At 41.7% G+C, this 20,021-nt stretch carries 20 protein-coding genes and 2 pseudogenes; 16 read left to right on the plus strand and 6 right to left on the minus strand.

Going from position 1 to position 20,021, the window contains the following annotated elements; all coding sequences use genetic code 11:
- The first annotated feature begins 18 nt into the window (after positions 1 to 18).
- From MORIYA_RS05895 to MORIYA_RS05910, 4 genes are all read left to right on the plus strand, one after another.
- Positions 19 to 1,362 carry a hybrid-cluster NAD(P)-dependent oxidoreductase gene (locus tag MORIYA_RS05895; RefSeq protein ID WP_112713499.1) on the plus strand — a complete coding sequence of 448 codons (1,344 nt, stop codon included), beginning with the start codon at positions 19 to 21 and terminating at the stop codon, positions 1,360 to 1,362.
- A 347-nt stretch (positions 1,363 to 1,709) separates the two neighbouring features.
- Positions 1,710 to 2,201 (plus strand): hypothetical protein, encoded by a 492-nt coding sequence (locus MORIYA_RS05900; protein WP_112713501.1) that lies wholly within the window; start codon positions 1,710 to 1,712, stop codon positions 2,199 to 2,201.
- Complete coding sequence (locus MORIYA_RS05905; protein ID WP_112713503.1) at positions 2,198 to 2,728, plus strand: hypothetical protein; 531 nt, start codon at positions 2,198 to 2,200, stop codon at positions 2,726 to 2,728. The genes MORIYA_RS05900 and MORIYA_RS05905 overlap by 4 nt, the downstream gene beginning before the upstream one ends.
- 53 nt (positions 2,729 to 2,781) lie before the next feature.
- On the plus strand, positions 2,782 to 3,135 hold the full coding sequence (locus MORIYA_RS05910; protein ID WP_232011530.1) for a hypothetical protein: 354 nt from the start codon (positions 2,782 to 2,784) through the stop codon (positions 3,133 to 3,135).
- A gap of 4 nt (positions 3,136 to 3,139) precedes the next feature.
- On the opposite strand, the gene MORIYA_RS05915 is transcribed toward MORIYA_RS05910, so the two are convergent.
- Positions 3,140 to 3,847, minus strand: a complete 708-nt coding sequence (locus MORIYA_RS05915; RefSeq protein WP_232011531.1) for a substrate-binding domain-containing protein — start codon at positions 3,845 to 3,847, stop codon at positions 3,140 to 3,142.
- Positions 3,836 to 3,985 (minus strand): annotated as a pseudogene (locus tag MORIYA_RS21575) (LysR family transcriptional regulator); the annotation flags it as partial. The pseudogene MORIYA_RS21575 and the gene MORIYA_RS05915, both read right to left, overlap by 12 nt.
- Before the next feature lie 256 nt (positions 3,986 to 4,241).
- Here MORIYA_RS21575 and MORIYA_RS05920 point away from each other — a divergent pair.
- The 9 genes and pseudogenes from MORIYA_RS05920 (at position 4,242) to hutH (ending at position 12,910) form a co-directional block, all read left to right on the plus strand.
- Positions 4,242 to 4,676: a rhodanese-like domain-containing protein gene (locus tag MORIYA_RS05920; protein WP_112713505.1), complete on the plus strand. Its 435-nt coding sequence runs from the start codon at positions 4,242 to 4,244 to the stop codon at positions 4,674 to 4,676.
- Between the two features lie 66 nt (positions 4,677 to 4,742).
- Positions 4,743 to 5,249: pseudogene (locus MORIYA_RS05925) on the plus strand (aldehyde dehydrogenase family protein); the annotation flags it as partial.
- A gap of 178 nt (positions 5,250 to 5,427) precedes the next feature.
- Entirely contained in the window at positions 5,428 to 5,604 is a 177-nt protein-coding gene (locus tag MORIYA_RS20770) for a hypothetical protein (RefSeq protein ID WP_162629238.1), read from the plus strand.
- Complete coding sequence (locus MORIYA_RS05930) at positions 5,605 to 6,252, plus strand: hypothetical protein (RefSeq protein WP_112713507.1); 648 nt, start codon at positions 5,605 to 5,607, stop codon at positions 6,250 to 6,252.
- Positions 6,253 to 6,500: 248 nt separating this feature from the next.
- Positions 6,501 to 7,205: a histidine utilization repressor gene (gene hutC / locus MORIYA_RS05935; RefSeq protein WP_112713509.1), complete on the plus strand. Its 705-nt coding sequence runs from the start codon at positions 6,501 to 6,503 to the stop codon at positions 7,203 to 7,205.
- 204 nt (positions 7,206 to 7,409) lie between these two features.
- Entirely contained in the window at positions 7,410 to 8,621 is a 1,212-nt protein-coding gene (gene hutI, locus MORIYA_RS05940) for an imidazolonepropionase (RefSeq protein ID WP_112713511.1), read from the plus strand.
- Positions 8,614 to 9,660: a formimidoylglutamase gene (hutG, locus tag MORIYA_RS05945; protein WP_112713513.1), complete on the plus strand. Its 1,047-nt coding sequence runs from the start codon at positions 8,614 to 8,616 to the stop codon at positions 9,658 to 9,660. The genes hutI and hutG overlap by 8 nt, the downstream gene beginning before the upstream one ends.
- Positions 9,661 to 9,673: 13 nt before the next feature.
- Entirely contained in the window at positions 9,674 to 11,359 is a 1,686-nt protein-coding gene (gene hutU, locus MORIYA_RS05950) for a urocanate hydratase (protein WP_112713515.1), read from the plus strand.
- A gap of 18 nt (positions 11,360 to 11,377) precedes the next feature.
- Positions 11,378 to 12,910 (plus strand): histidine ammonia-lyase, encoded by a 1,533-nt coding sequence (hutH, locus tag MORIYA_RS05955; RefSeq protein ID WP_112713517.1) that lies wholly within the window; start codon positions 11,378 to 11,380, stop codon positions 12,908 to 12,910.
- 166 nt (positions 12,911 to 13,076) lie between these two features.
- Here hutH and MORIYA_RS05960 read toward each other — a convergent pair whose 3' ends face one another.
- From MORIYA_RS05960 to MORIYA_RS05970, 3 genes are all read right to left on the minus strand, one after another.
- Positions 13,077 to 13,712, minus strand: coding sequence for a DsbA family protein (locus MORIYA_RS05960; RefSeq protein ID WP_112713519.1), 636 nt, complete (start codon positions 13,710 to 13,712; stop codon positions 13,077 to 13,079).
- Positions 13,713 to 13,724: 12 nt separating this feature from the next.
- Positions 13,725 to 14,063: a DUF1971 domain-containing protein gene (locus MORIYA_RS05965; RefSeq protein ID WP_112713521.1), complete on the minus strand. Its 339-nt coding sequence runs from the start codon at positions 14,061 to 14,063 to the stop codon at positions 13,725 to 13,727.
- Between the two features lie 126 nt (positions 14,064 to 14,189).
- Positions 14,190 to 15,581 carry a glycoside hydrolase family 1 protein gene (locus MORIYA_RS05970; protein WP_112713523.1) on the minus strand — a complete coding sequence of 464 codons (1,392 nt, stop codon included), beginning with the start codon at positions 15,579 to 15,581 and terminating at the stop codon, positions 14,190 to 14,192.
- Positions 15,582 to 16,056: 475 nt separating this feature from the next.
- Between MORIYA_RS05970 and MORIYA_RS05975 the strand changes: the two genes are divergently transcribed.
- Both MORIYA_RS05975 and MORIYA_RS05980 read left to right on the plus strand, forming a co-directional pair.
- A complete protein-coding gene (locus MORIYA_RS05975) occupies positions 16,057 to 16,863 on the plus strand; it encodes a RecX family transcriptional regulator (protein WP_112713525.1) in 807 nt (268 codons plus the stop codon).
- Between the two features lie 98 nt (positions 16,864 to 16,961).
- A complete protein-coding gene (locus MORIYA_RS05980; protein ID WP_112713527.1) occupies positions 16,962 to 17,126 on the plus strand; it encodes an SEC-C metal-binding domain-containing protein in 165 nt (54 codons plus the stop codon).
- A gap of 167 nt (positions 17,127 to 17,293) precedes the next feature.
- On the opposite strand, the gene MORIYA_RS20775 is transcribed toward MORIYA_RS05980, so the two are convergent.
- Positions 17,294 to 17,443: a hypothetical protein gene (locus MORIYA_RS20775; protein ID WP_174216881.1), complete on the minus strand. Its 150-nt coding sequence runs from the start codon at positions 17,441 to 17,443 to the stop codon at positions 17,294 to 17,296.
- 608 nt (positions 17,444 to 18,051) lie between these two features.
- Here MORIYA_RS20775 and MORIYA_RS05985 point away from each other — a divergent pair.
- A complete protein-coding gene (locus MORIYA_RS05985; RefSeq protein WP_232011532.1) occupies positions 18,052 to 20,007 on the plus strand; it encodes a methyl-accepting chemotaxis protein in 1,956 nt (651 codons plus the stop codon).
- Positions 20,008 to 20,021: the final 14 nt, after the last annotated feature.

A 20,021-nucleotide genomic window follows, 5' to 3' on the forward strand; every position in this document is an offset into this window, starting at 1 on the left:
ACTGCGATAGGTGCAATAATGTCTTCTTCAAATACGCCGTCTTCAACGCTTTCTCCACCAGTACTTAAGCCCCTAAAACTAAACAGCAAATTACAAGCACCAACGCTATCCACATTAAAACTATCTACACCTAAACCTGCATCACCAAAATTGACACCACCTAAGCTTAATTTTGCTCTCGGTGGCAGTAGCTCTACGAACTCAGCAAAACTATCATCAAAGCTTGCAACGCCAAAACTGAATTTATCACTTGGTGAAACAATCACAAAGCCAAGCTTAAAACCAGCAGCATGGTCGCCTTCAACAACGCCATTAGTGTTAGTTAAGCGTGCATTAGAAACCCATGACTCGATGAGCTTTACCTTTGCAGCAGCAGACCAAGCACAGTTTGATTTTAAGCCCGGTCAATTCGTTACCTTAGCCGTTAACATTGATGGCAAAACCCATTACCGCGCCTATTCAATAAGCTCTGTACCGCAACAAAAACAGTTACGTTTAACCATTAAACGCGTACCCGATGGTTTAGTCTCTAACTGGCTGGCAGATAACTTAACTATCGGTGATAGTTTGTCAGCATTAAACATTGCAGGTCAATTCAACAGTACCGATTGCGCCCATAAATCTAAACTACTACTTATCAGCGCAGGTTGTGGTATCACCCCAGTCATGTCGATAGCAAAAACATTATTAGCGCATAATAGCGATGCTGACATTGAATTCTTACATTGTGCCCGAGATAAAGACAACGTAATCTTTCATGATGAAATGCAGACTTTACTTGCTCAGCATAAAAACTTTAACGTGCAATTACTGTTAGAAAACAGTGACGGTTTTGCAAGTTACAGTGCTGATGTGAATGCAGGCAATAATGCATTGTCACATCAAACTGGCATGGTAAGCACCGACGTTATTCAACAGTTATACCCAGATCTAAACCAACGCACTATTTTCCTGTGCGGCCCTGTCGGCTTCATGAAAGCGGTTGAAAATATAGCCCAAGAAAGTGACTTTGATATGGCCAACTTCTTCCAAGAAAGCTTTACCCCTGCGGCGGATAATACCCAGCAAGACCAGATCTCATCAGGCGCAACAGAAACCAGTGTGATGTTACACGTCCCTGACTTTGCAGTTGAAGCAGAAGTAATTCAAGGTTCATTGTTATTAGATGCATTAGAAAAACATGGCGTTCCTGTTATTGGTGCATGTCGCGCTGGGGTTTGCGGTTCGTGTAAGTGTAAAGTAACCAAAGGCTCAGTAAAGTCAACCAGCACCGAAACACTCACTGCAGATGAAATTGAGCAAGGATTTGTATTAGCCTGCTCAAGTACCATCGAGGGCGATCTCGCTGTCGCACTCAGCTAACAACAACCAGTTTAGTGAGATGAAATAATACACCATTATTTACAGGACCAGTAGCATCGAGGTAGTGTAGAGTGGCAGGCTTTTAACGACAATGTTCAGTGGATAATGAGGTAATTAATCCACGGCTTGTAGCCGTAAATACTCAGGCGTGGCGGTGCCTTTCGATGGTTTATTACTGCGCCATTGTTGAAAGACGGCGACAGTGTGGTAAGTTGTTTTAACATCATTGTGACCTAGGTAATTTAGTTACAATGATCACATCTATAAATCATACTAATTACATGCTTTATAGTTAATCAATAGTGATATTCTTATTTTTTATATTGTAACAATAAGGATGTGATCTAATGGCACCACAAAGAAAATTAAGAACATGCCCCAATATTGTTGGTTTGACGCTTGATAAGGATAGTCTAGAAGCAATTGAATTTATAAATGGTGTACGAACTAGTCTAGAAATTGGCTGGGTGGCTATCACTTTGGGTCAATTATCTACACTTTTCGCTGGTCTTACTTTAAGTCCTGGTAGGGCTATATCGAAAAAAGCGGTAGAAACGGCTTCCGAAGCAGCTGGGCCTATTTTAGGTACAATGTTCAAAGCTGGTGTTAATACTGTCGAAGCTGCTGGTAGTGCTGCCGGTTCAGTTAGTTACAATATATTTTCTTCGAATTGGGAAGCTTTTTTCTTTTCGTATGGTGGTTTACAGGCACATGCTCAAAATCAAATAGAAAAAGTTATACTTAAACAAGCTTTAAGATCAGATTCAACCCCTAAGGAGCGCTTATTCTGGGGCACCTTAGATCGTGGTTGCAAAGCGGCATCGAAGGATAAAAAATGATAGTGCGAAATTTATTGATAGTTACAGCAATAGCAATAAGTCAGATAGCTTGTTCTGATGTAGTTGAAGAGGATGCTACTCGTACATATGCATTCAAACAATTGAAAGATAAATATTCGGATTTTGAAAGTAAATCTGTTAAGTGTTATGCAGACATGAAAGCAACTACTTTACCTGATTCTGTTATTGAAAAATTAAGTGCAATGCCATTCGAAACGAGTGACTCATTAGCCTATTTATCTTTTAGCGCTATAGATCGCTGTTCGCAACCTGAGTATAGTCAGTTTATGCGCTTGCTATTAATTGTAAATACGGAGAATGATAAAAATGAAGAAAGAGAAATTACAGAATTCATATCTAAAATAAAATATTTATCATTCAGCCTTATAAGCATTTCTCCGCAAAAATCTTACGATTCAGTTCCGGATGATATAAAAGAAAAATTAGCTTTAATACCTGAGTTACAACAATCATTTGAGCCACTCGATGCAGCGGAAAGAGCTTGGCCAAAAGAATATGGTTACTAGTCAACTACCGTTCTTAAAACAGTGAACAACCTGATCTTTCATGATGAAATGCATTGTCACATCAAACCAGCATGGTAAGTAGTGAGGTTATTCAACAGTTGTACCCAGATCTAAACCAACGCACTATTTTCCTGTGCGGTCCTGTCGGCTTCATGAAAGCGGTTGAAAATATAGCCCAAGAAAGTGACTTTGATATGGCCAACTTCTTCCAAGAAAGCTTTACCCCTGCGGCGGATAATACCCAGCAAGACCAGATCTCATCAGGCGCAACAGAAACCAGTGTGATGTTACACGTCCCTGACTTTGCAGTTGAAGCAGAAGTAATTCAAGGTTCATTGTTATTAGATGCATTAGCCTGCTCAAGTACCGTCGAGGGCGATCTCGCGGTCGCAGGCTTTAGTTCTTAATACTCTACAATTTCAAACGCCACAAGATCCTAATTTCTTGCATTAATGTACTTATTACTGGCTCGTGAGATCTATTTTTAGCAATCACAAAATGTAGGGTAGCTGGGAAGTCGATAGCTGAGATTATTTGAACTTTGCCGGCTCTTTCAGCCAAAAGAGCTTCTTCAATTTCTAGCAAACTTAGCCCTAGACCACTTTTTACTAACGCTAGTCGAGTACCGTCATCACTTGTTTTTAATACCGAAGGGATGTCATTTCCAAGTATCCCTTTTAAGAAATCATCAAAAGGACAGTAGTCACCCATCATTATCCACTGGTGGATGTTAAGGTCTGCTTGAGTCACTATTTTACTACAATCAAATGTCACTGGAGCCACTGTCGTTATCTGTTGTTCCATAACCGCTACACCGATAAAGTCATCGGGAATATCACCAAAAATATAACCTCCATCTAATTGATGTTCTCTAATCTCATTGATGGTTTTCCCAGTTGATTGTTGGTGAATATCCAAACTGATACCTGGACAGTTTTCTTGTAAATTTTCGACTAATTCAGGTAGTTTAATTTGCTTGGCGGTTAAGTTAATACCTAAGTGAAATGTCCCTATTATTTCATGTTGGTTACTCGCAGCCAGATTTACTAAATCCAAAGCGCTATCGAGTGTGGTTTGGGCTTTTTTTAACAGTAACTGACCTTTATCGGTTAACGACATGCCTTTACTGGAACGAATAAATAGAGGCGTGGAGAGTTCTTCTTCAAGTGTTTTAATGTGAGCACTTATCGCGGGAGGTGTGGTATATAAACGTTTTGCTGCTTGCGTTAAATTACCTGTTTGAGCAACAGCGACGAAAGAACGTAAGTGATAAAATTCAAATGTAAATCCCCCTTAAATCAGTCCAATTGAATTCTGTGCAGCATTTTTAGTCAGTATAAGACAAATATAATACCAGCTTCTGGATCCAAGTAACTATTTCACCATTCATTTATCTTGAACACTGACTTCAGAAATCACGAATTTCGCATTTAATCCAATCGAGCTAAATTAGCACCATAGAAGTCGAACGATTTACTTCAATCATGAATAACTCATAATACAAGGAAGATTTATGCCTAACAATACAAACACATTCTTTTACCCAGCGGCACCGGCTCAACAAGCTAACGATTTTTTTGCGGCGAAACTTGCTTGCGAAACTGATTGTTCAGATGTGTATGCCGCTATTAAAGGAAATAGTAAAGCAAATAATAAAAACTTCATATTATTAGATGTACGCTCTACAGAAGCCTTTGATAAAAGCCATGCGATAACCGCTGTGAGTATGCCTCACAGTGAAATCAATAGTGAGTCATTCGCAAAATACGATAAGGACACTTTGTTTGTTGTCTATTGTTGGGGACCTGGTTGTAATGGTGCGTCCAGAGCAGGCTTAAAAATATCAGCGTTAGGGTTTGCGGTAAAAGAAATGATTGGTGGAATTCATTACTGGGAAGATTTTGAGCGATACCCTGTTAATCGTCGAGTGACCGAAGTTCAACAATAACGCCCCAAACTCAATGCATTAAGAGTTACCAACGTAGTTTTTTTCGTCCACTGTTTAAATAAGTATATTATGGCTCATGAAGATATCTACGAGCAGTTTATGGCGAAGATCATCGAGCGCACCAAGTTGATTAAACGTGGTAACCCACTAGATACCGAAACCATGGTTGGTGGCAATATTGAAGAAGTTCACACTGATTATGAAAACGGTTTTTATATCCAACCGACGCTGCTGAAAGACACCAATAAAATGCGCATCTTCCAAGAAGAGATCTTTGGCCCTGTGATCGCAGTAACCACCTTCAAGACTGAAGCAGAAGCCCTAGAGCTCGCCAACGATTCTGAATTTGGTTTAGGTGCTGGAGTTTGGAGCCGCGACATGAATGTTGCTTACCGCATGGGTAGTAAGATCCAAGCGGGTCGAGTGTGGACGAACTGCTATCACATGTACCCTGCCCACGCAGCGTTTGGTGGATATAAAAAATCAGGTGTCGGCCGCGAAACGCATAAGGTAGCTTTAGAACATGACCAGCAGCCCAAGATTAGTTTTTATGAATCAGTTCACATTTTTTAGACTTTTGTTCAGTTTCAATTGTTTATACGGACAAGTATAAATAATCATTAATACTCTAGTGATTTTCTAGTTGCTATGTTGTAAAATGCGTTTTAGCTTCCTTGGAACTTCAAGGATTTTTACATTTGTAATAATCTTAGGTTAAGTATATTTAAATAAATATTTGTAGGAGATCAGTATGTTTAGTTTACAAACAGCATTAGACGAACGATTAGCTGTATTGAAGAACAAAAAAGTAAAAAATAAACAGTCCGTTACAACAAATAATATCACAACGGAATATATACAGAAATCCCTGAAACAGGCTGGTATTCTTAATAATAAAGGAAAAATTATTAAGAGGATTACATCATAAATGTATGTTTCACCAGGTGTTGTCGTTGGCTTTCATGGCTGTGATAGAACCGTTTTTGATTCAGTGATCAAAAACGGTTCTTCAATTTCAAATAGTGAAAATGATTATGACTGGTTGGGTCATGGCGTCTATTTTTGGGAAGGTAGTTATAAAAGAGCTTTTGATTGGGCTAAAAGTAGCAAAAAAATTGAAAAACCAGCTGTTATCGGAGCCTTCATTAAACTTGGTAACTGCATTGATCTACTTGATTCCGAACACTTAAGTAAAGTTAAGTCTGCTTATGAAATTCTGAAACTTGAATTTGAGGCACTTAATGAACCTTTACCTGAAAATAAAATTAAAGTTAATGGTATTAGCTTTGTTAGAGAGCTGGATTGCCAAGTGATTTTAAGGTTACAGCAATTAAATAACGAACTCATAGTTCAAGATCTAGGTTTGCCTGATATGGTTAACCAGAATAAGCGTAAAGTCCAAAACAGCCCTGAATTTATTGATTCAGTAAGAGGCATGTTTCCTGAAGGGTCTGACTTATATTCAGGTGCAGGTTTTCGAGATAAAAATCATATCCAACTTTGCATTGTAAATCCAAACTGTATTATAGGCTACTTTGACCCTATTCAGCATAATACTTGGTACAAAAAAATCTGAGCCCCAACAACCAGTAAGCTGACGGCCAACGCGTAGCACTTTTAAACCCGAGTAGTTTAGTAGTTATGACGTGTTGCTATAACTTATCCAAAATTAAAACTCACTCCCCCCACCATACCAAACATCACCAACACATAATAACTTGCATTTTATTGCTAACTAACAGATCATTTGTATAGTCAATTAAGTTTAATTGATTACGCCATTATTACAGCTATTAAAATTTGACGTTATTAAGGTTAGACGCTATGAACAGTTCGCCGCGCTATATTCAAATCCAAGACTTCATCCATGAGAAAATCAATTCTCACGTTTGGCTGCCTGGTAATAAGATCCCCACAGAGCTCGAATTAACCAAACAATTTAATGTCAGCCGGATGACAGTCAATAAAGCCATTCGCGATCTCGTCAACCAAGGTCTATTAACAAGAACCCCACGCTTGGGTACATTTGTATGTCAAAAAAAGGTTGAATCATCACTCAGTGATATTCGTAATATTGCTGATGAGATCCGTCAACGTGGTAAAATATACAGTAATAAAATACTGCGTCAGGTGACAATACAAGCGAATGATGAAATAGCGATGAGACTAGGCGTAAAACTTGACACATCCATTTTCTTTAGTGAAATCATACACTATGAGGACGATATTGCATTACAACTGGAACTACGTTGGGTCAATCCACAGTTTGCACCAGAGTACATAACACAGGATTTCAGTTTAGCGACACCGAATGAATACCTCACCAAAAATTGTCCATTAAGTTCAATTGAGCATACGGTTGAAGCGGTCATGCCAACCCAGTCTATCCAGCAGCACTTAAGCCTAACAGCGCTGCAACCTTGTTTGTTACTCAATCGTCGTACCTGGAGCAAGCAGTCTCTGATTAGTGTTGCCTTGCTTTATCATCCAGCAGATAAATACAAACTCAGCCTTAAAGCTGAAATATAGCACTGCTTATTGTCCGCTAATTCAAATTATTACGCCAAACTATTATGCTAAACAGTGTATCGGTTTAATATCGACATACATCATAAAAACAGTCTCAAAAAATTAACAAAACCACAACAGATCACAACAATCCGATTTAAAACTTGCTCTTCCTGCTTAAATTGTCTATTTAATTGTATATACATTTAAAAGCGTGAGAGCCTGATGAGTCTATTGCTAACCAATACAACGATTGTATCTATGGATCAAAGTGATTCAGATTACCAAACACAACCTAATTGCTACATTGCAATTGAGCACGCTAAGATAGTTAAAATTGGTCCGATGCAGCAATGCCCGACCGCAGACTACTCACAAATTATCGATTGCCAAGGCCGCCTTATTACACCGGGTCTTATCGACTGTCACACCCATCTGGTTTTTGCTGGTAACCGCGCTAAAGAATTTGAACAACGCTTAACGGGCGTACCGTATGAAACAATTGCTAAACAAGGTGGCGGCATCCTTTCGACTGTTAACGCCACTCGCGCCGCAAGCGAAAGCCAACTTGTTGAACTCGCCCTACAACGTCTGTCAGCACTGACCGCAGATGGCGTCACCACGATTGAAATCAAATCGGGTTATGGTTTAACCCTGGAAGATGAATTAAAAATGCTTCGCGCGGCTAAACAATTAGAACAACACGCAAGCATCAAGGTATCAACAACACTACTGGCCGCGCACGCAGTACCCCCTGAATATAAAGACAATGCCGATAACTATATCCGTTATGTGTGTGACGAAATAATACCAGCCGCCGTGGCAGCTAAGCTCGTGGACTCTGTGGATGTATTCTGCGAAAGTATTGGCTTTAACTTGGCGCAAACCAAAGCCGTATTCGAAGCCGCTTTATCTCACAGCTTAGGCATTAAAGGTCACACCGAGCAATTAAGTAACCTCGGCGGCAGTGAACTGGCCGCAACAATGGGCGCCACCTCGGTTGATCATATTGAATTCCTTGACGAACAAGGCGTGAAAGCACTTGCCCAGCATGGCACTGTCGCTACCCTGCTGCCCGGCGCATTCTACTTTTTAAGAGAAACCCAATTACCGCCAATTGATTTACTGCGTCAACATAACGTGCCAATGGCATTAGCAACCGATTTTAATCCAGGTACCTCCCCTATCGCATCCTTAACTATGATGATGAATATGGGCTGTACTTTATTTAGATTAACACCTGAAGAAGCATTACGTGGCGTAACTTGCCATGCCGCACGCGCATTAGGGTTACAAGATTCACGCGGTCAAATACGTGTTGGCTATGATGCTGATTTGGCAATTTGGAATATCGACCATCCTGCCCAGCTCGCTTATGAAGTGGGTACACCAAGACTGCACTCTCGCATCGTTAACGGAGAGATTTGTCATGACTAAAACCACGCCCCCCGCAACAAGTAATTACGCTGCTACCGATGCCGATATTTGGCAGGGTCGTATTGACGCCGAAGACGGTGAAGCAGGCATGCGTTTTCATCAGAAAGTCACTTTAATCGATGATGACGAGCAACTAACAAACCAAGCAGGTGTTGTCCTACTCGGCTTCGCTTGTGACGAAGGTGTGAAACGTAATAAAGGCCGTGTTGGCGCAGTACAAGCACCGGATATTATCCGCAAAGCGCTGGCGAATACCGCATGGCATCATGACAACGCAACGAATACCTCGACTTTCGTTGATGCAGGGAATATCTATTGCAGCGATACTGATTTAGCCGCTAGCCAAAAAGAACTGGCTAACTATGTTGAGACAGCCCTCAACAAACAAAACAAAGTAATGGTATTAGGCGGTGGACACGAAATCGCTTGGGGAACATTCCAAGGGTTGGCGCAACATTTCCAAACAACAAAGGTGAACAAACCAAAGATCGGCATTATTAACTTTGATGCCCATTTTGATTTACGTACCTATTCGACAGATGGTCAAGCATTCCCGACTAGCTCAGGCACGCCATTCAATCAGATAGCCAAACACTGCCAACAATTAGGCTGGGAGTTTAACTACGCCTGCCTTGGTGTCAGTCGCGCCAGTAATACCCAAGCGTTATTCACCCTTGCCGATCAACTTGGGGTGCATTATCGCGAAGACCACCAGTTGGCTTCTTATCATCTTGCCGAACGTATCGAAGAATTAACCGCATTTATTGATAACGTGGATCACCTCTATCTGACCATAGATATCGATGTATTCTCTGCGTCCACAGCGCCCGGTGTTAGCGCACCCGCAGCACGTGGGGTGAATTATGAAAGTGTCGAAGCCTTACTCCAACCGATCTTTAACGCTAAAAATAGCGCAGGCCAGGCAAAACTAATCATTGCTGACCTAGCCGAATACAATCCAAATTTTGATATAGACAATCAAACGGCACGACTTGCAGCACGATTAACGTGGGACATCACCCGCGCCATGTTTAAGTGAAAAGGAAATCCTAATGACTGATAAACGTTTAGATACGTCTCGTACTATCATTGCCCCTCACGGCACAAAACTCAACGCGAAATCATGGCAAACCGAAGCGCCATTAAGAATGTTGATGAACAACCTACACCCAGACGTTGCTGAGCATCCGCATGCATTGGTTGTTTATGGGGGCATTGGCCGCGCGGCGCGTGATTGGGAATGTTACGACAAAATAGTCGAAGTGCTAAAACGTTTAGAAGATGACGAAACACTCCTTGTACAGTCAGGTAAACCGGTTGGTGTATTCAAAACCCACACCAATGCACCGCGTGTACTGATTGCCAACTCAAACCTAGTGCCACATTGGGCAAACTGGGAACACTTCAACAAGCTCGATAAAGCAGGCTTGATGATGTACGGGCAGATGACCGCTGGTTCTTGGATCTACATTGGCTCACAAGGCATTGTGCAAGGTACTTACGAAACATTCGTGGCCATGGCGAAACAACATTTTGACGGTCAGGCACAAGGTCGTTGGGTGCTTACTGGTGGTTTAGGGGGTATGGGTGGCGCGCAACCGCTTGCAGCAACAATGGCAGGCTTCTCGATGATTGCCGTTGAATGTGATGAATCACGTATCGATTATCGCTTACGTACCGGTTATATCGATAAGAAAGCCACAACCCTTGATGAAGCATTAGCGCTACTTGATGAAGCAATCAAAAACAAGCAACCAACCTCGATTGGCCTACTTGGTAATGCCGCCGATATTTTCCCTGAATTAGTGAAACGTGGTGTCGTGCCAGATTGTACTACCGACCAAACATCGGCACATGATCCACTTAATGGTTATCTGCCACAAGGCTGGACCATGGCGCACGCGGCATCAATGCGTAAAGAAGATGAAGCGGCGGTTGTTAAAGCCGCTAAGCAGTCAATGGCAATTCAGGTGCAGGCCATGTTAGATTTACAAAAAGCAGGTTCTGCAACGGTTGATTATGGTAATAACATCCGTCAAATGGCACTGGAAGAAGGCGTTGAAAACGCGTTTGATTTCCCCGGTTTTGTACCCGCTTATATCCGTCCGCTGTTCTGTGAAGGCATAGGTCCTTTCCGTTGGGTGGCATTGTCTGGCGACCCAGAAGATATCTACAAAACCGATCAAAAAGTAAAAGAGCTGATCCCTGATAATCCACAGTTACACAACTGGTTAGACATGGCGCGCGAGCGTATTCAATTCCAAGGTCTGCCAGCACGTATTTGTTGGGTGGGCTTAAAAGACCGCCAACGTCTTGGTTTAGCTTTTAACGAAATGGTTAAAAATGGCGAGCTTAAAGCGCCAATTGTGATTGGTCGTGATCACCTTGATTCCGGTTCAGTTGCCAGCCCTAACCGTGAAACCGAAGGCATGATGGATGGTTCTGATGCCGTATCAGATTGGCCACTGTTAAACGCCCTGCTCAATACCGCAAGTGGCGCGACTTGGGTATCACTGCACCATGGCGGCGGTGTCGGCATGGGCTTCTCTCAACATTCAGGCATGGTGGTACTTTGTGACGGTACCGATGATGCCCATGAACGTGTTAGCCGTGTATTACGCAACGATCCCGCCACAGGCGTGATGCGTCATGCAGATGCAGGTTATGAACTTGCTAAAACCTGCGCCAAAGAACAACACTTAGACCTACCGATGCTTAATACAGCCAATAATAAATAGATAATCTTGGAGAACAACATGTACAAACTTACAATTAAACCAGGGTTATTAACACTGGCACAGCTTCGTCAAATCAGTCGAGCCCCTGTACAGGTGTCGCTCGACCCGAGCTGCTTTGATGACATTCATGCCAGCACAGAAGTGGTAAATAATGTGATAGCAGAAGGCCGTACTGCTTACGGTATTAATACCGGTTTTGGCCTGCTTGCTAATACCCGTATCGCGCCTGAAGATCTCGAAACGCTGCAACGCAGTATCGTGTTATCCCATGCGGCAGGTATCGGCGAGTTAATGAACGATGAAACCGTGCGGTTGATGATGGTGCTTAAAATTAACAGCCTAGCGCGTGGCTTTTCAGGTATTCGTTTATCGGTTATTGAAGCCTTGATGCAATTGGTGAATGCCGAAGTTTACCCCTGCGTACCAAAAAAAGGCTCAGTGGGTGCATCTGGCGATCTCGCCCCACTTGCTCACATGAGCACAGTTTTACTGGGCGAAGGTGAAGCGCGTTATCAAGGTAAAATGATTACTGGTGAAGAAGCATTGGTGATTGCAGGCATGCAGAAGATCACGTTAGCACCAAAAGAAGGACTAGCCTTGTTAAACGGTACCCAAGCATCTACTGCATTTGGCCTTGAAGGTTTGTTTGCTGCCGAAGATCTGTTTGCATCTGCGACCTTATGCGGCGCAATGACAGTGGAAGCTGCGCTTGGTAGCCGTCGTCCGTTTGATCCACGTGTCCACCGTGTGCGTGGTCATCGCTCACAAATGGATTCTGCGACTATGTATCGTCACATACTTGAATTTAGCAGTGAAATTGGTGATTCTCACACTGAATGTGAAAAAGTCCAAGACCCTTATTCACTGCGTTGTCAACCACAAGTGATGGGCGCCTGTTTACAACAGATCCGTAATTCAGCTGAGATATATGAAGTCGAAGCCAACTCAGTATCAGATAATCCGTTAGTGTTTGCCGATGATGGCGATATTATCTCAGCGGGTAACTTTCACGCCGAACCGATTGCGATGGCCAGTGATAACCTTGCGCTAGCGATTGCAGAGATAGGCAGTTTATCAGAACGTCGTATGGCACTATTGATTGACAATAGCTTAAGCAAATTACCCCCATTCCTCGTAGATAATGGCGGTGTTAACTCTGGTTTTATGATCGCACAGGTAACCGCAGCGGCGTTAGCCAGTGAGAACAAATCATTAGCCCATCCAGCATCGGTCGATAGTTTACCAACGTCTGCCAACCAAGAAGACCACGTATCTATGGCGACCTTTGCTGGGCGTCGATTGAAAGACATGGCTGAAAATACCCGTGGTATCTTAGCGGTTGAGCTGTTATCTGCGGCACAAGGGCTTGATTTCAGAGCTCCGCTAACATCATCCCCGTTAATTGAACAGGCGAAAGCAGAATTGCGTGAACGCGTCGATTTCTACGACAAAGACCGTTATTTTGCCCCTGATATTGCTAAAGCCAATCAACTGCTGCTAGAAGCGGCCCACAACAAGCTTGTCGGTCGTGACATGTTACCCAGCTTCTAGTTTAAATAAACTTAGCCAGGCTTAATAGAATATGCTGTTAAGCCTTTAAATTAGTTACATTAAATAGAAATAACGCCCCCACGTCACTGCCACAGTCCATCCATAAATGAAACATAAATCGGTCGTAAAAGCGACAAATTGGTTCTCGCATTAACAATTGGCTTTATTAGCTTATTCTTATAACACTTCTTATTAATTCTATCGTCAACTTAGCATCTTTGTAATCAATCGGTATTTTTACCAGCTTATCTTTTTTATCCTCGTTAACGATAAACAGAGAAGGAAAATTAGTACCACCGATTGAACGCGCAAAACCAATTTCGGTTAATAAAGCTTGATGTGTTTGCTCAGATAAAAACGCAGTTTCAAATTGGTTCATGTCTAAACCAATTTGTGTAGCCAATTTAATCAACACGGTATTATCACTCGGATCCTGCGCATTAAGATAATAAGCCGCTTGTATCGCATTGAGCATATCCAATTCTGCACCTTGCGCTCGTGCGGCAATAATAGCGCGACAAGCAGGATAAGTAGCACGTCGAGGAGTATTCTCAGTCCAAAATTCATAGTTAAATTTGGTGCCGAGGAAGTTCTCAATTTTCTTCCAATAAGAAGCGATTTGTGCCTGCATCATTTCTGGCATAGGCTCGTCTGTATCAGATGCCAAACCGCCCAATACATAAATAATCTCGACATCATCAGCAATCGTTTGTTTTATTTTATCCCACGTTGGTTTATAGCCCCAGCACCACGAACACATGGGATCATAAACGTGATACAGTTTTGGTTTTGTCGCAGGCATTGGTACTTTCCTTTAATCATTACGTTCTGATCGATTTTCGGCAACGATATCTGAGTCTTTCTGGGCGTAAAAGTCGACTCTAAAGCGAGTATCATCCGTCATAAACTCGATTTTATGCCAATACTCAGGCGGGGAAATAGCCGTTTCATCTTGTGCGATGACTATCTCTTGCTCTATCTCGCCTCGTCTTTCGGTAAAACCATAAAATTTTAACGAACCAGCAATAACAATAATTTTTCCGTAAACGCCCGCGCGGGTATTATGCAAATGTAAGAACATTTTAGGAATATTATCAGGCGTAAAAACAGGCGTTGATTTGTAGTTCACAAAATCAGTTGGGATTGTCGGCATAAGCACACTCACTTGTAGAAAATATAATGATTAATAGGTATAAAATATACGCCCATTCTCCATGAGCGCAAGTAAGGTGTTACAACAGTTAGATGCTACCGCTGTTAAATCTACACCTATTAAATACTAGGCGCTAAGCGAACCACCACGTGTTTGGATCACATCGCGATACCAGAAAAAGCTTTCTTTACGGGTACGCGCTAATGTACCAGACCCATCGTCACGACGGTCAACATAAATAAAACCATAACGTTTATCCATTTCTGCAGTCGAGTTAGCCACTAAATCAATCGGTCCCCAACTAGTGAAGCCCATCAATTCAACACCGTCTAAAATAGCCTCCCTTGCCTGTACTAGGTGATCGTTCAAATATTGAATACGATAATCATCAATAATCTCACCGTCTGCATTCACTTCATCACGAGCACCCAAGCCATTCTCAACGATAAACAAAGGCTTTTGGTACCTGTCATACAAGAAATTCAATAATATGCGTAAGCCTTTCGGGTCAATTAACCAGCCCCACTGACTTTTCTCTAAATAAGGGTTCGGCACACTATCAATAATGTTACCGACTTCTTTTTGTTTGGGGTCAGCACTGGCGCAACCACTGGCATAATAGCTAAATGAGATAAAATCGACACTGGCTTGTGCAAGCGTCTCTAAATCACCCTCTTGCATAATAACTTCAATATTATTGTCTCTAAAATAACGCAACATATAACCCGGATATTTACCGCGAGTTTGCACGTCACCAAAAAATAACCACTTGTTATTCTCATGTACAGCGGCCATGACATCATCAGGGTTACAGGTAAAAGGATAATTAAGCGCGCCCAATAGCATATTACCAATTTTAGCATCTGGGATTATGTGTTTACACAGGGTAACGGCTTTGGCACTGGCTAGGAGTTGATGATGAATTGCTTGATAGATAGCTTGTTCATCAGCGGCTTCGGGTAAACCCACACCGGTATACGGTGCATGCAATGACATGTTGATTTCATTAAACGTCAGCCATAATTTGACTTTATGCTGGTAACGTTCAAACACCGTCGTTGCATAATGTTCAAAAAAGTCAATCAGTTTTCTATCCGCCCAGCCACCGTAGTTTTCGACTAAACCTACAGGCATTTCATAATGCGACAAGGTGACCAATGGTTTAATGTCATGCTTAGCTAACTCATCAAAAATACCGTCATAATAAGCTAGCCCTGCTTCATTGGGTTGGCTCTCATCACCATGAGGGAAGATACGCGTCCAAGCAATCGATAGCCTTAAGCAAGTAAAGCCCATCTCGTTGAAGAGCTGAATATCTTCTGGATAGCGATTATAAAAGTCGATAGCGAGATCTTTTATACCTGGTGTTTTGTCAGTACTTTCTTGATGTTGACTTAAGATACCATGCGGTAATAAGTCCGCTGTAGATAAGCCTTTACCGTCTTGCTGAAATGCACCTTCGGTCTGATTAGCAGCAATAGCGCCGCCCCATAGGAAATCCCGTGGAAATAAATTCATGCCTTCCTCAACTAATAAACGATCCCTTTATTTTCGGATAATAAACTATCATCAAGATTAACTAATTGAACAAGCTCACATTTTTAATATTGAGTTCACAATTAACAGAATTTACACAACTTATTAACAATAAAACATCCAATTAGAATGCTACGGCCAATATTGTGTCGAAGTACAGGACCGACGGGGTGAATAAAATAAGGTCTATGTACGTTGGAAGCAAAGCGATCATCACCTTACGTCAACATTAGAGTTTGAACCAACTGGTGAACCATTAATTACATCGGGTGGTGCAGTCTACCTTGTTGAAAATGGGCTTATTGTTGAGTATTGGATACATCAATAAAATCAAGGTCTGTTAGCTCAACTCCAAAATAACAGTTTGGGTTAAAACAATAATTTTGGTCATAGAGTCAGAAGATAGCGTATAATATAAGGTCATTCAAAAATAATATGTTACAGGTAGGCTAAAGATATGCTGCAAAAAGAACTCAGACAAGCAAAGTCAATTGACAATGTTTATAACTCGGCATACTGGCATTTAGCCCAACAGGACTACACGATTGCAGAAATACGCACCAAGCTTGAGCGGAAAACAGAAAATCAAGAATGGGTAGAAACGGTGTTAGCCGACCTGATTGGCAAAAACTATATCAAAAGCGACTTTGACTTCGCGGTGCACTTTGCAGAATCTGCGTTTAGTAATGAACATGGCAAGTCTGCTATCGCGCGTAAATTACGCGCCAGAGGCGTAGCCGTAACAGAGGCGGCAGAAGCCATTGAACAAGTCATGTATGATGAAGAAATCGATCAATTCGAGCTTGCAGCATCACGCTTAAGAAGTTCATTTCAAACCTTTCACTCAACCACCAAAGAGAAAGTGTATTCGCAATTCACCACCAAAGGTTTTTCACGCACCGAAATTGATCACGCATTGTCCCTGCACCCCGAAAAAGACACCTTAAGAACTAAACTCGAAGTTAATGCTGAAAAAGCTGACCTTAATAAAGAAATAATGAAGTTGTACCGTAAAGGTAAAGGCAAGCGTTTAATATTAAATGAATTACGCACCAAACTGATTGATGTTGAAAACTTTGAAAATGAAATTTATCAACTTGAAGAAGCCGGTGATATCGACTTTTATCAAAGCTGCCTAGATGTATTAAATAAGAAACGTTACGACATTAATAACAGAACTGAAAAATCGAAAGCTTACGCTTATCTATCCCGTAAAGGTTTCGACTCAGACCAAATAAAAGAAGCACTTAATCCGTCTGATTAATATAACGTCAACTACAATAACTTTAGCCAAAGTACATAAAATTTGTTATACACTTGCGTCACAATTGCAAAGTACAAAATATAATGAAGGAATTAACAATGACAAACCAACATGCACACGGCGATGAAGGTCACGTACACGGTCCAGGCTGTAGTCATCATCACGCACAAGCTCCAATCGTAAGAGAAAGCGCTAAAGTAGGTCGTAACGATCCTTGCACATGTGGTAGCGGTAAGAAATTTAAGAAGTGTTGTGGTAAATAATCACACACTTTATTAAATGTACTTTTGGCTAACATAGTAGACGTACTAAAAAGCCTCCACAACTATGACTATAGCTGTGGAGGCTTTTTGCTAACTGACTGTAAAATAGATAACCGTATCGCAGAGTGATAATCAAGTGAAGACACGCTGGACGATCAATACCGCGCTCACTTTAACTTAACGACATCACCGGATACTGTGGTCTGATAACCATTCAATACCCATGCCCAAAACCAATCTTCTTGGACTTCGACATTAATCAGTGCGTCACCGCCTTGCGTGGCAGTTGCTGCATTTTGGGCGCGAACAACCAACAAAAATTACCGACGACAACAAAATAGTACTTAATGCTTTGACCACTTTCATTAACAAACCCTCACATTGTAGTTAAAGACTATAAATAGACTCAGTCGTTCTAATTCTAGTCACGGCTAAATAAAACGCCCATCAGTAATTATGCCGACCCTTTTATTAACTGACATTCTGTGATTAACTCTTGTTTTTTAACAAGATTATCGCAGTAAGCTCACCCTTCTATGACTAACAACACACAAAAAAATAATGATGATGATGATTTAAATGGCACTTTAGCCTTAGATTCAACCTACAACGCCAAACAATACCCTTTTAATTTTCTTGTAACACTTTATTATTTCGCATTAACTTGATATAAATATATTTAAAACATTAGTCTGCTGTTTATATGACATATAAATCTAACATCAGTAACTATATTAGTATATTAAAGGGAATTATAATGGGTTCGTTATCAGTTCAATGGAAGATAACTTTGCTTTCTGGATGTTGCATTTTGCTTGTCGCAATATCATTAATCAGTTTTACACTTTCATCATCAACTTCCAATCAAAAAATTATACAGGAACAGACCAGCAATTCTGTTGGTGAAAAGTCCGAACAATTACTCATGAGCGAAGCCAACACACAAGCTTCTATCGTGCAAAAATATTTAGATGAAGCAACATACCGTGCAGAAATGCTCGCCGAGAGTATCGCCTTTTTGCAGTATAACGCTGAAGAAAACTTTACCAGCAGTGAGCAACTGCGTAATTCAGTCTCTGAATTGTTAAAACGTTCAGTACAAAACTTCGATAATATGCACGCGGCGTTTACCACCTTTCTGCCTGATATGCTCGATGGTGAAGACGGTAATTACGCTAACGCCGATTATGTCAGTTCTAATGATAAAGGCCGTTTTTCTGCGTATTGGTATAAAAATAGTCAAAATGAACCAACGCTCACGATTAAAAGTGAACAGCAGATCAACAACACATCGCTGGCAGTCAGTGGACAAGCAAGCAACTTCTGGTATAGCTGTAGCACTGTCAATAACCGCACGTGTGTCATCGAACCTTACTTTTACAATGAAAACGGTGCTTCTCAGTTAATCAGCACCATTACAGTACCACTGCGTAAAGACGGTGAAATAATTGGTGTTACGGGGATTGACCTAAAAATCAACGTACTACAACAATATGCATTGCGCGCTGACCAAGCCTTGTTCTCTGGTGCCGGTACAGTACAGATTGTCAGTAATAACGGTCAGTTGATTGCAACCGATGGTGATGCTTCAGCGATTGGGTCACAAATTACCGACCCACAATTAAAGCAATGGCTAGTTAATGGCGTAACACAATCACAATGGAGCAAAGATCAGCAGTCTTTAACTGTGTTCATGCCGATTAAACTAAATGCCGTCAACTGGGGCGTTGTCATTACGATGCCAAGAACAAACGTGATGGCTGATGCCCTCGCGTTAAATCAACTCATGGAAGTTCAAGCAGCAGAAAGCCTTAAGGTTCAAATCATCACCGGCGTTATTGTTACCCTATTCGGCTTAGTTATTATCTGGTTTGCAGCCGTAAAATTAGTCGCGCCAATTAAAGCGGTCGCCAGCCGTTTACAAGATATCGCAACGGGTGAAGGTGATTTAACCCAACGCCTAGATGTACGAACCGCTGACGAGATTGGTGAACTCGCGATTTGGTTCAATCGCTTTTTAGATAAGATCCAAAGCACAATAAAAGATGTGATTGCAACCTCTGAAGCCATGAGTAAAACGTCGAAACAAGCTGAAAAAATCGCACTACAATCACGTCAAAGTAGCGAATCACAATTTAGAGAAGTTGACATGGTTGCTACCGCGTCTGAAGAGATGACGCAAACATCAGCGTTAGTATTAGCCAATGCAGACAGAGCCGCTGAAATGGCCAGTCAAGCAGAGCAATCAGCGCAAAGTGGTCAAGCAATCGTACAACAATCGGCAGATACCATGCAAGAGTTAGTCGAAAGAATGGCGATGGCGGTGCCAATTGCTAACCAGCTAGAAAAAAATGGCGGCAACATTAGTGCCATATTGTCAGTGATTGAAAGTATTTCGGAACAAACTAACCTGCTGGCACTGAATGCGGCCATTGAAGCAGCGAGAGCCGGTGAGCAAGGTCGAGGTTTTGCCGTGGTTGCCGATGAAGTGCGACAACTTGCAAGTCGTACTCATGACTCTGTCGATCAAATTCGTGTGGTTATCGAAGATCTACAAAACGGTACGCGCAGTGTGACAACCGCGATATCAGAAGGTAATCACCTTGCTCTTGAAACCGCCACACAAGTGCAACAAGCAGTGAGTAGCTTGGCGGATATTTCATCGTTTGTGGCTGATATTCAGGTGATGAATAGTGAAATAGTTAACGCGGCCAGTGAGCAGAAAACTGTATCCTCAGAAGTGAATGTGAATGTCGCTAATATCCGCGACTTAAGCCAATCAATTTTAGATCAGTCTACCGAGGCCGAAAAAGTAGGTCAGACTATTGCTAAGTTAGCATCACAGCAACAAGTATTGGTTGGTCAGTTTAAGGTTGATTAGTATCGGCTCTAACG

Origin of the sequence: Moritella yayanosii (assembly GCF_900465055.1) — a bacterium.
GTDB lineage: Bacteria > Pseudomonadota > Gammaproteobacteria > Enterobacterales > Moritellaceae > Moritella > Moritella yayanosii.

Bases quoted from the DNA above. Each gene is read 5' to 3' on its own strand.
- MORIYA_RS05965 (WP_112713521.1), bottom strand. From the start codon at position 14,063: ATGCCGACAATCCCAACTGATTTTGTGAACTACAAATCAACGCCTGTT.
- hutH (WP_112713517.1), top strand. From the start codon at position 11,378: ATGTACAAACTTACAATTAAACCAGGGTTATTAACACTGGCACAGCTT.
- MORIYA_RS05975 (WP_112713525.1), top strand. From the start codon at position 16,057: ATGCTGCAAAAAGAACTCAGACAAGCAAAGTCAATTGACAATGTTTAT.
- MORIYA_RS05905 (WP_112713503.1), top strand. From the start codon at position 2,198: ATGATAGTGCGAAATTTATTGATAGTTACAGCAATAGCAATAAGTCAG.
- MORIYA_RS05920 (WP_112713505.1), top strand. From the start codon at position 4,242: ATGCCTAACAATACAAACACATTCTTTTACCCAGCGGCACCGGCTCAA.
- hutI (WP_112713511.1), top strand. From the start codon at position 7,410: ATGAGTCTATTGCTAACCAATACAACGATTGTATCTATGGATCAAAGT.
- MORIYA_RS05985 (WP_232011532.1), top strand. From the start codon at position 18,052: ATGAGCGAAGCCAACACACAAGCTTCTATCGTGCAAAAATATTTAGAT.
- MORIYA_RS05980 (WP_112713527.1), top strand. From the start codon at position 16,962: ATGACAAACCAACATGCACACGGCGATGAAGGTCACGTACACGGTCCA.
- MORIYA_RS05930 (WP_112713507.1), top strand. From the start codon at position 5,605: ATGTATGTTTCACCAGGTGTTGTCGTTGGCTTTCATGGCTGTGATAGA.
- MORIYA_RS05900 (WP_112713501.1), top strand. From the start codon at position 1,710: ATGGCACCACAAAGAAAATTAAGAACATGCCCCAATATTGTTGGTTTG.
- hutG (WP_112713513.1), top strand. From the start codon at position 8,614: ATGACTAAAACCACGCCCCCCGCAACAAGTAATTACGCTGCTACCGAT.
- MORIYA_RS05960 (WP_112713519.1), bottom strand. From the start codon at position 13,712: ATGCCTGCGACAAAACCAAAACTGTATCACGTTTATGATCCCATGTGT.
- MORIYA_RS05895 (WP_112713499.1), top strand. From the start codon at position 19: ATGTCTTCTTCAAATACGCCGTCTTCAACGCTTTCTCCACCAGTACTT.
- MORIYA_RS20770 (WP_162629238.1), top strand. From the start codon at position 5,428: ATGTTTAGTTTACAAACAGCATTAGACGAACGATTAGCTGTATTGAAG.
- hutC (WP_112713509.1), top strand. From the start codon at position 6,501: ATGAACAGTTCGCCGCGCTATATTCAAATCCAAGACTTCATCCATGAG.
- MORIYA_RS05970 (WP_112713523.1), bottom strand. From the start codon at position 15,581: ATGAATTTATTTCCACGGGATTTCCTATGGGGCGGCGCTATTGCTGCT.
- MORIYA_RS05915 (WP_232011531.1), bottom strand. From the start codon at position 3,847: ATGTCGTTAACCGATAAAGGTCAGTTACTGTTAAAAAAAGCCCAAACC.
- hutU (WP_112713515.1), top strand. From the start codon at position 9,674: ATGACTGATAAACGTTTAGATACGTCTCGTACTATCATTGCCCCTCAC.